The 15421-nt window shown below is 65.3% G+C and carries 14 protein-coding genes; 4 read left to right on the forward strand and 10 right to left on the reverse strand.

Annotated features, from left to right (window positions below; all coding sequences use genetic code 11):
• Nucleotides 1–28: 28 nt before the first annotated feature.
• From FR728_RS17520 to FR728_RS17540, 5 genes are all read right to left on the reverse strand, one after another.
• Nucleotides 29–1111, reverse strand: a complete 1083-nt coding sequence (locus tag FR728_RS17520; RefSeq protein WP_149894048.1) for an esterase-like activity of phytase family protein — start codon at nt 1109–1111, stop codon at nt 29–31.
• A 10-nt stretch (nt 1112–1121) separates the two neighbouring features.
• Nucleotides 1122–3041, reverse strand: coding sequence for a cobaltochelatase subunit CobT (cobT, locus tag FR728_RS17525; RefSeq protein ID WP_149894049.1), 1920 nt, complete (start codon nt 3039–3041; stop codon nt 1122–1124).
• Between the two features lie 5 nt (nt 3042–3046).
• On the reverse strand, nt 3047–3541 hold the full coding sequence (locus FR728_RS17530; RefSeq protein ID WP_149894050.1) for a hypothetical protein: 495 nt from the start codon (nt 3539–3541) through the stop codon (nt 3047–3049).
• A 1-nt stretch (nt 3542) separates the two neighbouring features.
• Nucleotides 3543–4529 carry a cobaltochelatase subunit CobS gene (gene cobS, locus FR728_RS17535; protein ID WP_149894051.1) on the reverse strand — a complete coding sequence of 329 codons (987 nt, stop codon included), beginning with the start codon at nt 4527–4529 and terminating at the stop codon, nt 3543–3545.
• A 71-nt stretch (nt 4530–4600) separates the two neighbouring features.
• Complete coding sequence (locus tag FR728_RS17540) at nt 4601–5191, reverse strand: DnaJ domain-containing protein (RefSeq protein WP_149894052.1); 591 nt, start codon at nt 5189–5191, stop codon at nt 4601–4603.
• A gap of 286 nt (nt 5192–5477) precedes the next feature.
• On the opposite strand from FR728_RS17540, the gene FR728_RS17545 reads away from it, so the two are divergent.
• On the forward strand, nt 5478–5780 hold the full coding sequence (locus FR728_RS17545) for a BolA family protein (RefSeq protein WP_149894053.1): 303 nt from the start codon (nt 5478–5480) through the stop codon (nt 5778–5780).
• A 24-nt stretch (nt 5781–5804) separates the two neighbouring features.
• Here the strand turns inward: FR728_RS17545 and FR728_RS17550 are convergent, their stop codons facing one another.
• Genes FR728_RS17550 through FR728_RS17560 form a run of 3 tightly spaced genes read right to left on the reverse strand, consistent with a single transcriptional unit; the run spans nt 5805 to nt 9000 of the window.
• Nucleotides 5805–7148 carry an HlyC/CorC family transporter gene (locus tag FR728_RS17550; protein ID WP_149894054.1) on the reverse strand — a complete coding sequence of 448 codons (1344 nt, stop codon included), beginning with the start codon at nt 7146–7148 and terminating at the stop codon, nt 5805–5807.
• The gene (aroB, locus tag FR728_RS17555; protein WP_149894055.1) at nt 7145–8293 is read right to left on the reverse strand and encodes a 3-dehydroquinate synthase; all 1149 of its coding nucleotides are present in this window, start codon (nt 8291–8293) and stop codon (nt 7145–7147) included. The genes FR728_RS17550 and aroB overlap by 4 nt, the downstream gene beginning before the upstream one ends.
• Before the next feature lie 59 nt (nt 8294–8352).
• Nucleotides 8353–9000: a shikimate kinase gene (locus FR728_RS17560; protein ID WP_244304729.1), complete on the reverse strand. Its 648-nt coding sequence runs from the start codon at nt 8998–9000 to the stop codon at nt 8353–8355.
• A gap of 183 nt (nt 9001–9183) precedes the next feature.
• Here FR728_RS17560 and FR728_RS19380 point away from each other — a divergent pair, with 183 nt between their 5' ends.
• Complete coding sequence (locus FR728_RS19380; RefSeq protein ID WP_188318945.1) at nt 9184–9327, forward strand: hypothetical protein; 144 nt, start codon at nt 9184–9186, stop codon at nt 9325–9327.
• 63 nt (nt 9328–9390) lie between these two features.
• Nucleotides 9391–10278 (forward strand): site-specific tyrosine recombinase XerD, encoded by an 888-nt coding sequence (locus FR728_RS17565; RefSeq protein WP_208998908.1) that lies wholly within the window; start codon nt 9391–9393, stop codon nt 10276–10278.
• 224 nt (nt 10279–10502) lie between these two features.
• Here the strand turns inward: FR728_RS17565 and FR728_RS17570 are convergent, their stop codons facing one another.
• On the reverse strand, nt 10503–11555 hold the full coding sequence (locus FR728_RS17570; protein WP_149894058.1) for a MaoC family dehydratase: 1053 nt from the start codon (nt 11553–11555) through the stop codon (nt 10503–10505).
• 166 nt (nt 11556–11721) lie between these two features.
• On the reverse strand, nt 11722–13734 hold the full coding sequence (locus FR728_RS17575) for a protein meaA (RefSeq protein ID WP_149894059.1): 2013 nt from the start codon (nt 13732–13734) through the stop codon (nt 11722–11724).
• Between the two features lie 310 nt (nt 13735–14044).
• Here FR728_RS17575 and ccrA point away from each other — a divergent pair, with 310 nt between their 5' ends.
• The gene (gene ccrA / locus FR728_RS17580; protein WP_149894060.1) at nt 14045–15349 is read left to right on the forward strand and encodes a crotonyl-CoA carboxylase/reductase; all 1305 of its coding nucleotides are present in this window, start codon (nt 14045–14047) and stop codon (nt 15347–15349) included.
• The last annotated feature ends 72 nt before the right edge of the window (nt 15350–15421 follow it).

The following is a 15421-nucleotide window of genomic DNA, read 5'->3' on the forward strand; positions in this document are numbered from 1 at the left end:
TCTCCCGAAGGATTGCGCTTTTTCCAGCTTATCGGGTGTTCAGGCGGAACTCCAGCAAGAGGCTGCGCTGGATGCCGTTGAAATTGTTGTCGCTGACGAGGGTCAGTATGGTGCGGCCCTGGGCATCCTGATGGACGCTCAGGCCTTCCATGTTGTCGATCTGGAAATTGGCATTGGCCTCGATCAGCACGTCGCCTTCGATGACGCCGCCGGACTTCAGGGTTTCGGCCGGGAAACGGCGCAGGCGCATGCCGATCAGATCGAGAAGGTTGAAGCGGCGCTCCAGCAGCAGCAGGTCGCCGTTCGGCAGGAAGGCGGCGTCGGTGGCGTCATAGCGATCGCTGCGGCGCAGGCGAAACGGATTCCACAGGCCTTCCTGCAGATAGGCGCCGGGAAGGATACCCGGATCCTTGGGGTCCTGTTCGGCGACCGCCAGAAGCACCGGTCCGAGCGGGCCTGATGCGGGGGCAAGCGCCAGCGCCTCCAGTCCCTTGTTGTAGCCGAGACGGGACAGGCTCGGGGGAAGCCCGATGGCAGGTCCGACGGCCGGTGCCGCCCCATCGCGCCCTTCGCCTGCGGGCCAGATCAGGGGCATGATGGCATGGTTGCGCTCGGACGAGACGAAGGCCTGCGTTGGCGACAGGGCCAGCCCTTCCAGATCATGATGATCCGAGGGTTCGAGCAGACGGCCGTCCGGCGTGCGCAGCGTGTCCAGACGCAGGCGGGTGAGGGCTGTGATCCGGCCCGCGCCATCGCGAACCAGATTGGCGCGAACCAGCACGCCCCGGTCGGTGATGGCGACAAGCCGGCTACCCTGATCGGTCACCTCGACGCCGGACAACCCTCCGAAGCGGGCCGAGTTGGTGCCCAGAACGCAGCCGCCAAGGAAAGTAAGCTGGCCGAAGCGGGTGCTGTCGCTCCCCCGCTCGAAGCTGTCGATGGGGGTGCAGGTGGCCTGCACGAACCGGTCTGGCTTGGCGGATGGGGGCGGAGCGTCCGTGCCATGGGCGAGGAAACTCCCGCCCACGAGGCCGCCGGTGAGGGCGAGCGAGGCAAGTGCCGTGACCCAACGGGCTCTGGCGCGCCGCTCTCTGCGTCGCCTGGTCTTCATCGCCACCGGGCTATCGGCCCGCGCGCCGGCCGCCTGCGCGGCGTCTGCCGCGTCCGGCCTGAGCTGCCTGAACCTGATCGTCGAAGAGATCGGCGAGCTGGTCGGTCATGGCGCCTGCAAGCTCTTCCGCATCCACGATGGTCACGGCCCGGCGATAGTAGCGGGTCACGTCGTGACCGATTCCGATGGCAATGAGTTCGACCGGCGAGCGGGTCTCGATGTCCTCGATGACATAACGCAGGTGACGCTCCAGATAGTTGCCCGGGTTGACCGACAGGGTGCAGTCATCCACCGGCGCGCCATCGGAGATCATCATCAGGATGCGGCGCTGCTCGGGCCGGGCCATCAGCCGGTCGTGGGCCCATTTCAGCGCCTCGCCGTCGATGTTCTCCTTCAGCAGGCCTTCGCGCATCATCAGGCCGAGGTTGCGCCGGGCGCGGCGCCAGGGCGCATCCGCCGACTTGTAGATGATGTGGCGCAGGTCGTTCAGGCGTCCGGGGGACGCGGGCTTGTTTTCCGCCAGCCAGGCCTCGCGGGACTGACCGCCCTTCCAGGCCTTGGTGGTGAAGCCGAGGATCTCGACCTTCACGCCGCAACGCTCCAGCGTGCGCGCCAGAATGTCGGCACAGGTGGCTGCCACGGTGATCGGGCGGCCGCGCATGGAGCCGGAATTGTCGAGCAGCAGGGTCACCACCGTGTCGCGGAAATTGGTGTCCTGCTCCTGCTTGAAGGCCAGCGGCGACATGGGATCGGTGATGGCGCGGGTGAGCCGTGCCGTATCGAGGATGCCCTCCTCGAGATCGAAGTCCCAGGAGCGGTTCTGCTGGGCCATGAGCTTGCGCTGAAGCCGGTTGGCAAGGCGGGCGACCGCGCCGCCCAGATTGGCGAGCTGCTTGTCGAGGAACCCGCGCAGCCGGTCCAGTTCGGCGGAATCGCAGAGCTCTTCAGCGCCCACGGTCTCATCGAACTTCGTGGTGAAGACCCGGTAGTCCGGTCCGGCGGGGCGATTGGAGAGCGGCATGTCGCGCCGGTCCATCTCGCCTGCTTCCTCGGAGCCGTCGGCCATGTCTTCCTCGGAGAGGTCGTCCATGTCCGCGTCTGCGCCGTCCTGTTCGCCGGCGTCCTGCTCCTCGCCGGTCATTTCCATGTCCTGGGGAGAGGCTTCCTGCTCGCCGGCGTTTTCCTCGTTGTCGGCGCCGGTTTCGGACTCGTCGTTGTTGCCGTTGTCCTCGGACTGATCCGGCTGGTCGTGCTCGTCCTCGCCGCTCAGGTCGTCACCCATGTCCAGCGAGCTCAGCAGTTTGTGCATCTGCCGGGCGAAGGCATCCTGATCCTCAATGCGGGGAATGAGGCGGTCGAGATCCTCGCCGGCCTTTTCCTCGATCCAGTCGCGCCACAGGTTGACCAGGTTGGTGGCAGCCTCCGGGGGCGGAGAGCCGGTGAGGCGCTCGCGGACCATCAGGGCAATGGCCTCGTGCAGCGGGGCTTCCTCGCGGCTGACAACCGCGCCTGCGTTGGCCTTCATGTACTTGTCGTCGAGCATTGCCGCCAGATTGCTGGCGACCCCGGGCATGCGGTTCGCGCCGACGGCATCGCAGCGGGCCTGTTCGACGGCTTCGAAGATGGCGCGGGCTTCCGGGCCCGACGGCGCGCGACGGGCGTGCACCTTGGCATCATGGCAGGCCTTGCGCAGGGCCATGCTGTCGCCGAGGCCGCGGGTGATCGCGATCTCGCGGGCCGTGACCTTGCGGGACGGTTCGGGCAGGCGGACGGTGTTTCCGGACAGGCCCGGACGGTCACCGGAGAAGATCACCTCCAGCTCGCCGTCGCCGGCGATGGCGCGCACCGTGCCCCCGACAGACTGCTTGAAGGGTTCGTTCGGCGGGGTGGACCGTCCACCCGGATTGGAGTTGCTGCCCGGCCCGGCCATGGCGCTTACCTCTTGAAAACAGACGGGTCGAGGGTGTCCACGGTCACGTCGGTGATCCGTGCCCCCGAAAGAATGACCTGTGCCTCGTCGACGGGCTCAAGAACGAGGGCGCTGATGCCCTGGTTGAAGCCGCCGTACTTGACGAGGAAAAAGCCATCGAAAACGAAAAAGCCATGCTGATAGGCATATCCGCCGGTGCTGCTGACCTGCGTGCCTTCGTCCTGGCTGGGGAGGAAGGCGACGAAGAGATCGCCGTCCTCATAGGCCTGAAGCGTGTCGTCCTGGCCGCTGTCCACCTGTTCGAAGGAGACCTTCAGCCCGATGATGCTGTCGACCGCCTCGTCGAGGGCGCGGGCGAAGCCGGGATAGCTGGCCGTGTCCACCGCACCGTTGATCCGGTACAGGGTCACGTCGGCAGCGGGAGCCGCCAGGGTGCCCGCCAGAAGCAGGACCGCGGCGGATGCCGCCGAACGAAGCCAGGATCCCGACCCCGGCCTCATGTCAGCTGACCACGATGTTTGCGGCGGATTCGGGCAGTTCCTCGCCGAAGCAGCGCTGATAGAACTCGGCGACCAGCGCCTGTTCCATGTCGTCGCACTTGTTGAGGAAGGTCAGGCGGAAGGCAAAGCCGGTGTCGCCGAAGATCTCCGCATTCTCCGCCCAGGTGATCACCGTACGCGGGCTCATCACGGTGGACAGATCGCCGTTGATGAATGCGTTCCGGGTCATGTCGGCGAGGCGAACCATCTTGGAGACGGTCGCGCGGCCCTCGGCACCCTGATAGTGCTTGGCCTTGGACAGGACAATGTCCACCTCGTTGTCATGGGGCAGGTAGTTCAGCGTGGTGACGATCGACCAGCGGTCCATCTGGGCCTGGTTGATCTGCTGGGTGCCATGATAGAGGCCGGAGGTGTCGCCGAGGCCCACGGTGTTGGCGGTGGCGAACAGGCGGAAGGCCGGGTGAGGACGGATCACGCGGGACTGGTCGAGCAGGGTCAGCCGACCGGAGCTTTCCAGAATACGCTGGATCACGAACATCACGTCCGGGCGGCCGGCGTCATATTCGTCGAAGACCAGCGCCACGTTGTGCTGATAGGCCCAGGGCAGGATGCCATCGCGGAATTCGGTGACCTGGAGTCCGTCCTTGAGCACGATCGCATCCTTGCCGACGAGATCGATACGGGAGACGTGGCTGTCCAGGTTGATGCGGATGCACGGCCAGTTCAGGCGTGCTGCGACCTGTTCGATGTGGGTGGACTTGCCCGTCCCGTGATAGCCGGTGACCATCACGCGGCGATTGTGGGCAAAGCCCGCCAGAATGGCGAGGGTCGTGGCACGGTCGAACAGGTAGTCCGGGTCGCGTTCCGGCACGTGTTCGGACGGTGCTGAGAACGCGGGAACCATCAGGTCCGTCTTGAAGCCGAACACCTCTTCCACGGAAACCTTGGTGTCGGGCATGCTCTCAGCCACGGGCGTCATCTCAGTCATCTATCCTCCGCTGCCTCAGGCCAGCGCCTCAAGGAACGTCTTCATGGGAATGCCCGCAAGGACCCTGCGGGCTAACAGAAACCGGCTTTCTTCAGGACATTGTAGGCCTGAATGATTTCCCGCAGGCGGTCCTCGAAGGAACGATCACCGCCGTTGGCATCCGGGTGGTTCAGCTTTACCAGCTCCTTGTAGCGCGCCTTGATTTCGTCGCCACGAGCCGTCTCCGGTAGATTGAGCACATCTAGCGAACGCTTTTCAAGCGCAAGTACCTTCCGTTGACGCGGTCGGCGTGCGGAAGATGCACGCTGGTGTGCATTCTGACGCATCTGTTCGCGCGGATCGTATCCGTCGGGGCCTTCTGCGGCATCCCGGTTCACGCCCATCTTCCAGGTGGGACGATGGCCGGTGAGGGAATCCTTTTGATAGGCGCGCACGTCGTCATCGCCCATTCCGGCGAAGTAGTTGTACGACTTGTTGTATTCGCGCACGTGATCGACGCAGAACTGGAAATACTGGCCCTCGCGGTTGCGGCCCTTCGGCGCACGGTGCGGCGCGGGGCGATCGCAGCCCGGGTGGTCGCACGTCGGATGCAGATCTTCCTCGATCCGTTCCCGGTTCGGCTTCACGCGAATGCTGTCGAAGATTTTGGAGTCCAGTTTCATGGCGCTCAATATCGTTCGCTCATGGGGGAGGGACAAGCCGGGACTTGTCCTATCCCGGAAGTTTTTGGATGCCGCACGCTCAGGCGTTGGCAGGGTTTTGGGGCGGAAGGCCGAAGAGGGCAAGGCCGCTGCGGCGAAAAAGACCTGAATGGCCCGGAAGGAACAGGTCCCTCGCGCGCCAGACGGTCTTCATGGGAGATCCATATGGCATCAACATGGCAGCGGAGTGGGTGAGCCCGTCGCAAGACCGCTTGACGGGTTGCGAGGCGATGCCCAAAACAGGCGCATGAGCACCAAGCACATCATCCAGACCAAACTCGCCGACGCCTTCCAGCCGACCCTGCTGGAGGTGATCGACGAATCCGATCGGCACAAGGGCCATGGCGGCTGGCGCGAAGGCGGGGAAACCCACTTCCGCGTCCGCATCGTGGCCGGTGCCTTCTCAGGCATGAGCCGGGTGAACCGGCACCGGGCCGTCAACGAGCTTCTGGCTGCAGAGCTGGAAGGAGGCGTGCACGCGCTGGCCATCGAGGCCCGCGCACCGGAAGAGCCGGATCCCCGCGCCGCCCGCGTGGCCGATCAGGGCTGAGGGTAAAGCTCGGGCTGCGCCCTGTCACGCTTTTGGCGCGATGGCGGGTGCGGCTGCCGGCGGCGGCACGGATGCGGCGCGCGCTGCGGCCGCATGGGCCTGATCGAGCGGCAGGATGCGCAGCCGGGTGATGCGGTTGCGCTCGCGCCGCAGGACAGTGAAGCGGAAGTTGTGGAAGGTGAAGATCTGCCGCTCTTCCGGGATCATCCGCGCCTCGTGGATGACCAGACCGGCGATCGTGGTCGCCTCGTCGTCGGGCAGGTTCCAGTCGGTGGCGCGATTGAGATCGCGGATCGGCACGGAGCCATCGACGATCACCGACCCATCGGCCTGAGGGCGCACGCCTTCCAGTTCCACGTCATGCTCGTCGGCAATCTCGCCGACGATTTCTTCCAGAATGTCCTCCAGCGTTACCAGACCCATCACCTCGCCATATTCGTCGACGACGAGGGCGATGTGGGCCTTGTGCTTGAGAAAGGCGTTGAGCTGATCCTGCAGGCTGGTGGTGTCGGGCACGAACCAGGGAGCGGAGATGATGTCGGCGATCTTCAGCTTCTCGCTGTCGCCACCGGCGGCATGGAGCGCGCGCAGAAGATCCTTGGCGTGCAGGATGCCGACGAAATTGTCGCTCTCGCCGCGCCAGAGCGGCAGGCGGGTGTAGGGGGACGCCAGGGCGGCATCCACCAGCTTCTCCAGATCCTCGTCGGCGTTGAGCGCCACCATGTTGGTCCGGTGGACCATGACGTCGGAGACTTCCAGCTCTGCAAGATCCAGCAGGCCGCCGATACGGTCGCGCTCGCCCTTGGCCAGCCCGCCTTCCATGTGCTGCAGGTCCACGGCGCCGCGCAGTTCCTCATGGGCAGAGAGAACGGAGGTGTCGTCGTCCACATTCACGCCGACCATGCGCAGCAGAAGGCGCACGACAACCTCGACGGCCGCCATGATCGGGCCGAAGAGGGCCACGACGGTGCGCACGATCGGCGCAACGACCAGCGCAAATTTTTCCGGATTGGAGATGGCCCAGGTCTTGGGCAGCACTTCCGAGAAGATCAGCACCAGGGCCGTCATCACCAGGGTCGCCATGGCGACGCCAGCGTCGCCGAAGAGTTCGAGGAAGACCGTGGTCGCCAGCGCGGAAGCCAGGATGTTGACCAGGTTGTTGCCCAGCAGCAGGGCGCCGATCAGCCTTTCACGGGCGAGAATGAGCCTGGAGACGAGGCTCGCGCGCTTGTCGCCGTTCTTTTCCATCTGGTGCATGCGGGCCCGCGAGGCCGCCGTCAGCGCGGTCTCGGATCCGGAAAAGAATCCGGACAGGATTAGCAGGATGAAGATGGCGGCAATCGCCAGCCAGATGGTTGCGTCGCTCATGCGTCGAGTTTCTCCTTCAGGAACTCCAGCACTTGGGTACGGTCGATGCCCTTTTCAACGAAGCTGTCGCCGATGGCGCGCACCAGAATGAAGGTCAGCTGTCCCCGGCTCACCTTCTTGTCCTGGGCAATGATGTCCAAGAGGGTTTCCGCCGGCGGCATCTGGCCCGGAATGGCCTGGATGCGGATCGGCAGGCCGACCTCGGTCAGATGGGCTTCCACACGGTCCACCGCGTCCTGCGGCAGAAGGCCGAGGCGATGGGAGAACTCGTGGGCGAGCATCATGCCGATGGAGACGCCCTCTCCGTGCACCAGCCGCTCGGTCGCATAGTCGACGGCGCTTTCCAGCGCATGGCCGAAGGTGTGGCCAAGATTGAGCAGGGCGCGGCGTCCGCCCTCGAATTCGTCAGCGGCAACCACGTCCGCCTTGGCCTGGCAGGACCGGGCAACCGCCTCGTCCCGCTCCGGACCGCCGACGAAGACGGCCTGCCAGTTGGTTTCCAGCCAGGAGAAGAAGGGCTCGTCCCCCAGCAGACCATATTTGGCCACTTCCGCATAGCCGGCGCGGAAATCGCGCAAGGGCAGGGTGTCGAGCACTGCCGTATCCGCCAGCACGAGGGACGGCTGATAGAAGGCGCCGATCAGGTTCTTGCCGTGGCGCGAATTGATGCCGGTCTTGCCGCCCACGGAACTGTCGACCTGGGCCAGCAGGGTGGTGGGGATCTGGATGAACTTCATGCCCCGGCGCACGGAGGCCGCGACAAAGCCCGACAGGTCACCGACCACGCCGCCGCCGAGGGCGACGATGGCGTCTCCCCGTTCCAGCCTGGCGGCCAGCACATCGTCGACGAGGCGTTCGAAGATCTCGAAGCGCTTGGTGCTTTCCCCCGCCGGAACGGTGAAGGTCACATGGCCGATGCCTGCCGCATCGAGGCTCGCCTGAAGCGGCTTCAGGTGAAGGCCGGCAACCGTTTCGTCGGTGATGATGGCCACGCGTGCCTTGGGCAGGACGGCGGCGATGTGCGCGCCAGCCTCCGCCAGCAGGCCGCACCCGATGAGGATGTCGTAGCTGCGCTCTCCCAGCTCCACCCGCACGGTGCGGCGGTCTTGGGACGAGGCAGCTTCAGGGGCAAGGGTGTCGCTCATGGGACGGTCCTGTCGGGAGAATGCGTTCAGGGAGAGGCTTCGGGAGTGCGGGGCGCCGTTCAGCTCTCGGCCGGGGCAAGGCTTTCGGCGAGAAGCACCTGTTCGACCGCAGCCTGGATCTCCTCGGCGACGGTTTCGTGGGGCACGTCGCGCGAATGGACCTCGGCGTCTGCCCGGGCATAGACCGGATAGCGCTTGGCCATCAGCTCGCGCATGGTGCCTTCTGGATCGGGGGTCTGCAGCAGCGGCCGGTTGGACCGCTTGCGCACCCGGGCCATCACCGTGTCGAAATCCGCGTTGAGCCAGACCGAAATGCCGTTTTCGGCAATGGCGTCGCGGGTCGCGCCACTCATGAAGGCGCCGCCGCCGGTGGCCAGCACCTGCGGGCCTTCCTGAAGCAGGCGGGCGATCACGCGCTCCTCGCCGGAGCGGAAATAGGCTTCGCCATGGGCGGCGAAGATTTCCTGGATCGTCATGTTGGCGGCTTCCTGAATTTCCGTGTCCGCATCGACGAAACGCAGGTTGAGGCGCTGGGCGAGGCGGCGCCCCACCGTGGACTTGCCGCAGCCCATGATGCCCACCAGCACGATCGAGCGGGTGCCGAGCCGTTCAAGCAGTTCGGCCCGGGACAGGCGCGGCCCATCGGCGCGGTCGCCCGTCTCCTGAGCGGCCGGTTCCGCAGGGAGAATTTGGTTATCCGTCATCATGGCGGCTTTGTAACATATTCCGTCGAAAACACACGGGGGAGGCCATGCAAAGTTTGAGGGAATTTCACTCTCGGCCCTGTGGCGTTTCAGGCGACCTGCCCGGTCGCGGGCGACCGGCGCTTGCGTCTTCGCTGCCAAGCCGGGACACTGCGCCCAGATGATTCTTTTCCTTCGAGGCGCACCGTGCCGACGCTGACACGACTGATCGTGGTGATTGCCCTTCTGGCAGGGCTGGGCTTCGGCGCGGTCTTCACTCTCGCCAACCTGGTCGATCCGGGCGAGCGGGAGATCGTCGTGCGCGTGAAGAAGGACGGGTTCGGCCGCTAGGGCGTCCGGATCCCTGCAGGAGGTCCCTTAGGCGTGGATCATACGGTCGAAGCCTTTCTGGAAATGCTGGCGGCCGAGCGCGGCGCGGCGGAAAACACCCTGTCGAGCTATCGCCGGGATCTGGAAGACTTTTCGGAGTTTCTCGGCCGCACGGCTCCTTCGAAGGCCACCCGGGACGATGTGACGGGCTATCTCGGCGACCTGACCGGGCGCGGCTTCGCTGCGACTTCCCAGGCAAGGCGGCTCTCCGCTCTCAAGCAGTATTTCAAGTTTCTCTATGCGGATGGGGTGCGCGAGGATGACCCGACGCGCACCGTCTCGGCCCCGAAGAAGCGGCAGGCCCTTCCCAAGGTCCTGAGCCTTGCGGAGGTCGACCTGCTGATCGGCCGAGCGGAAGCGGCGGCCCGCGTCGAGCACGAGAGTGTGGGGGCTGCGCTCAAGGCCAGCCGCACCTACACGCTGCTGGAGGTTCTTTATGCCACCGGCCTGCGGGTGTCCGAGCTGATCGCGCTGCCGGTCTCCGCCGCACGGCGCGACGAGCGGCTGATCGCCATCACCGGCAAGGGCAACAAGGAACGGCTCGTGCCCCTGTCGCGTGCGGCGCAGCAGGCCATGCGCGACTATGTGGCGCTGCGGGCGCGGGAAGGGGCCTTTGCGACAAGTCCCTGGCTCTTCCCGTCCTATGGCGCGAGCGGTCATTTCACCCGGCAGGCCTTTGGTCGCGATCTGAAGGATCTGGCGATCTCGGCGGGTCTTGAGCCGGCAAAGGTGTCGCCGCACGTGCTGCGTCACGCCTTCGCCTCCCACCTGTTGCAGAACGGTGCGGATCTCCGGGTGGTGCAGCAATTGCTGGGGCACGCCGATATTTCCACCACGCAGATCTACACCCATGTGCTGGACGAACGGCTGGCGGAACTGGTGCAGAGCGCCCATCCGCTGGCGAAGGGGTGAGGGGCGAGGTCCCGGCTCAGGGCCGGGACGGCCGTCGGGGAAGGGCACTCGGTGTCCACAGGTCTCTTGCCCTCTCGTCTGACCCCCGGGCCTCCCCGGACGGAGCGTGAGCGCAGATCCGGAGTCCTTTGTGCGGGGTGCTGGGGGAGTGGGTGAGGGACGAGGTCCCGGCTCAGGGCCGGGACGGCTCCGGGTTCAGGAAATTGCGTGGCTCCCCGCCCCTGTCATTTCGGCATCAGCGCCCAGTAGTCGAAGTCGAGGATCACGCCTTCAGCGTAGGAGCCGTCGTCCTTGAAGAGGGGGAAGTCCGCACAGGGGCGGTTCTTGGTGGCCACGAGGCGCAGGCGCAGGGCGCCCACGTCGTCGCGCCCCTCGATCTCCGCAGTGTCGAGCACCTGTGACCAGGCATAGACCGTGTCCCCGGAGAAGAGCGGCGCCACATGGCGCCCGCCGTTGATCGCGGTGACGTGGAATGCGCTGGCCAGTCCGTTGAAGGAGAGGGCGCGCGCCAGCGAGATGACATGGCCGCCGTAGATCAGGCGCTTGCCGAAACGGCCCTGGCCTTCCGTGTGCAGGTTGAAGTGCACCTTGGCGGTGTTCTGGTAGAGGCGGGTGGCAAGCTGATGCTCGGCCTCCTCCACCGTCATGCCGTCCACATGGTCGATCCTTTCGCCAACCTCATAGTCGCCGAAACGGAAGGGGCTGCCGGAAAGATCCGCGTCCCAGCCGTCCATGTCGAGGAGCGGCACCGCATTGCCGAGAGACGCGGGGGCAAGGCTCTCGGGCAGTTCGGGCACCACCGCTTCGGGGGTCGGCGAGCTTTCGTCGCGCTTCTTCACCATGACCCAGCGCACGTAGTCCAGCACCTCGGTGCCTTCTGCCGTGTAGCCGGTGGAGCGGACATAGACGACGCCGGTCTTGCCGTTGGAGTTTTCCTTCTTGCCAATGACCTCGGAGACGGCAGAGAGCGTGTCGCCCGGATAGACGGGGCTGAGGAAGCGCCCGCCGGCATAGCCCAGATTGGCGACCGCGTTGAGGGAGATGTCGGGGACGGTCTTGCCGAAGACGATGTGGAAGGTCAGCAGGTCGTCGATTGGCGCGCGATCATAGCCCAGGCCCTCGGCGAAGGCATCGGAGGACTGGACGGCGAAGCGTGGCCCGTAGAGCGCGGTGTAGAGCGCCACGTCGCCGGTGGTCACCGTGCGCGGCGTGGCATGGCGGATCACCTGGCCGACCTCGAAGTCTTCAAAGAAATTGCCGGTGTTGGTCTTGGTCATGCTTTTCTCGATTCTCTGGCTCTCGATCGTCATCCTCGGGCCTGTCCCGAGCATCCAGTAAACCGTGACGCTGGCGTTGTGCTCAAGCCGTCATCATCGGGGTGCAGGATTCCCGCCGGCGCGGGAATGACGACGGAAACGATGTGCGCCTGGTTTTAAAGTGCCGTCACGCCGCCTGTTCTGCCCGGTCGCCGACAATCCGGACCACGTCGGCCATGATGTCGGTGAGCTGGAAGTCCTTCGGCGTGTAGACGGCGGCGACGCCCATGGCCTTCAGGGTAGCAGCGTCCTCGGTCGGGATGATGCCACCGACCACGACGGGAATGTCGTCGGCCTTGTCCTTGCGCAGGCGATCCATCACGTCGCGCACGAGAGCGAGGTGGGAGCCAGACAGGATCGACAGTCCGATGACGTGGACGTCTTCCTCGATCGCCGCATTGACGATCTGGGCCGGGGTCAGGCGAATGCCTTCGTAGACAACCTCCATGCCGCAGTCGCGGGCGCGTACGGCGATCTGCTCGGCGCCGTTGGAGTGTCCGTCCAGTCCCGGCTTGCCGACGAGGAATTTCAGGCGGCGGCCCAGACGGGTCGACAGCGCGTTCACCTCGGCGCGGATGGGAGCGAGGTCGTCCGCGTCGTCGCGAACCGCCTGGCCGACACCGGTGGGGGCGCGATATTCGCCAAAGACCCGGCGCAGCACGGTGCCCCATTCGCCGGTCGTCACCCCAGCCTTTGCGGCGGCGATGGAGGGTTCCATGATGTTGCGGCCTTCGCGGGCGGCAGCTTCCAGATCGATCAGTGCGGCTTCGACTGCGGCACTGTCGCGCTGGGCGCGCCAGGCCTTGATCCGCTCGACCGCCTCTTCCTCCACATGCTCGGGCACGGTGAGGATGCCGCCATCTTCACCGGCAGCCAGGGGCGAGGGTTCGCTTTCGGTCCAGCGGTTCACGCCGACGACGATCTGTTCGCCGCTTTCGATCCCGGCCAGGCGGGTCGAATTGGCTTCCACGAGCTGACGCTTCATGTAGCTGCTGTCGATGGCCGCCACGGCGCCGCCCATGGCATCGATGCGGGCCAGCTCTTCGCGCGCCTGGGTCTTGAGCTCTTCCACACGGGCCGCGATCTCGCTCGAACCCTCGAAGATGTCGCCATAGTCGAGCAGGTCGGTCTCATAGGCGAGGATCTGCTGCATGCGCAGGGACCACTGCTGGTCGAAGGGGCGCGGCAGGCCGAGCGCCTCGTTCCAGGCGGGCAGCTGCACGGCGCGGGCGCGGGCGTTCTTCGACAGGACGACGGCCAGCATCTCGATCAGGATGCGGTAGACGTTGTTTTCCGGCTGCGGCTCGGTCAGGCCGAGAGAGTTGACCTGAACCCCATAGCGGAAGCGGCGGTATTTCTCGTCTTCCACCCCATAGCGCTCGCGGCAGATCTCGTCCCACAGCTCGGTGAAGGCGCGCATCTTGCACATCTCGGTTATGAACTTGAGGCCCGCATTGACGAAGAAGGAGATGCGGCCGACGGCGACGGGGAAGTCTGCCTCCGGAATCGCGCCGCCGGCCTTCAGCCCGTCGAGGATGGCGATGGCGGTGGCCAGCGCGAAGGACAGTTCCTGAACCGGCGTCGCACCGGCCTCCTGCAGGTGATAGGAGCACACGTTCATGGGGTTCCACTTGGGCATGTTCGTGTAGGTCCAGGCGATCACATCGGTGGTGAGCCGCAGGGAGGGCGCGGGCGGGAAGACATAGGTCCCGCGCGACAGATATTCCTTGATGATGTCGTTCTGGGTGGTCCCCGACAGCAGGGCACGGTCGGCGCCTTGTTCATCGGCGGCGGCCACATAGAGCGCCAGCAGCCAGGGGGCCGTGGCGTTGATGGTCATGGAGGTGTTCATCCGCTCGAGCGGAATGTCGCTGAAGAGGGTGCGCATGTCGCCCAGATGGGAGACCGGCACGCCGACCTTGCCGACTTCGCCGCGGGCCAGCCCATCGTCCGGGTCATAGCCGGTCTGGGTGGGAAGGTCGAAGGCGACGGAGAGGCCGGTCTGACCCTTGGCCAGGTTGGACCGGTAGAGCGCGTTGGAATCGGCGGCGGTCGAGTGACCTGCATAGGTGCGGAAGATCCAGGGCTTGTCGCGCTGGGCCTTTGCGGGGGCGGATCCGGTCTGATCGGATGCGGTCATGTCTCGTTCTCCTCCATGCAGCCTCTCGGCAATCCTCCCGGCCGCCGGGGGAGCCGCGTCGCGTTTCCGGCCTTGCTCCTCTCCTCAAAGAGTGTTGCCGGTCGCGCCTTTTGGCAAAGGCTTTTTATATGCGATGCAAAAAGAATAATGACGGCAAAGGCAAGTTAAGCAATAGTCGTATAGATGCGCCGCGTTTTTCGCAGGATAGTTGCGCAAAGGCGGCCCATGAGCCGAATTGCATTTTGCGTTGCAGTATCAGGCACTTGACGTAAACGTCAGGGGTCCGCCCTCAAGGGAGGAGATCAAGACCATGTCCGTGGACGCGGCCGCATCGAACGAAAACACCCCTGTCCCGGCGGAGACGGCGCCGGTGAAGGACCTCTATGAACTGGGGGAAATTCCCCCGCTCGGCCATGTGCCGAAGAACATGTATGCCTGGACCATCCGGCGCGAGCGTCATGGCCCGCCGGAGCAGGCCATGCAGCTGGAAGTCGTGCCGACCTGGACGCTGGACAGCAACGAAGTGCTGGTTCTCGTCATGGCGGCCGGGGTCAACTACAACGGCATCTGGGCCGGCCTCGGCGAGCCGATCAGCCCCTTCGACGGTCATGGCGCGCCCTATCACATCGCCGGCTCCGATGCCTCGGGCATCGTCTGGGCCGTGGGTGACAAGGTGAAGCGCTGGAAGGTCGGCGACGAGGTCGTGGTTCACTGCAACCAGGATGACGGCGACGACGAGGAGTGCAACGGCGGTGATCCGATGTTCTCCACCTCCCAGCGCATCTGGGGCTACGAGACGCCGGACGGGTCCTTTGCCCAGTTCACCCGCGTTCAGGCCCAGCAGCTCATGCCGCGACCCAAGCACCTGACCTGGGAGGAAAGCGCCTGCTACACGCTGACGCTGGCCACCGCCTATCGCATGCTGTTTGGGCACCATCCCCATGAGCTGAAGCCGGGCCAGAACGTGCTGGTCTGGGGCGCCTCCGGGGGGCTGGGCTCCTATGCGATCCAGCTGATCACCACGGCCGGGGCCAATGCCATCGGCGTGATCTCCGACGAGGACAAGCGCGACTTCGTCTTGGGGCTGGGCGCCAAGGGCGTGATCAACCGGAAGGACTTCAATTGCTGGGGTCAGCTGCCCAAGGTGAACACGCCGGAATACAAGGAGTGGTTCGCCGAGGCGCGCAAGTTCGGCAAGGCGATCTGGGACATCACCGGCAAGGGCAACAACGTCGACATCGTCTTCGAGCATCCCGGCGAGGCGACCTTCCCGGTCTCGACGCTGGTCTGCAAGAAGGGCGGCATGGTCGTCATTTGCGCGGGTACATCCGGCTTCAATTGCACCTTCGACGTCCGCTACATGTGGATGCACCAGAAGCGTCTGCAGGGCTCGCATTTCGCTCATCTGAAGCAGGCCTCTGCGGCCAACAAGCTGATGATCGAGCGGCGGATCGACCCCTACATGTCGGAAGTGTTCCCCTGGGACCAGATCCCCAAGGCCCATACCAAGATGTGGAAGAACCAGCACGCTCCGGGCAACATGTCCGTGCTGGTCTGCGCGCCGAGCACGGGTCTGCGCACCTATGAAGACGTGCTTGCGGCCTGCAAGCGCTGAGACTTCCCGGGCGGATCGGCAGCCGACCGCCCGGACCTCCCGGAAACGTCCTGCCCGACGCTTCCCCCTGAA

The sequence above is a fragment of the Roseibium aestuarii genome (genome assembly GCF_008477545.1).
In the GTDB taxonomy this organism is placed as follows: Bacteria; Pseudomonadota; Alphaproteobacteria; order Rhizobiales; family Stappiaceae; genus Roseibium; species Roseibium aestuarii.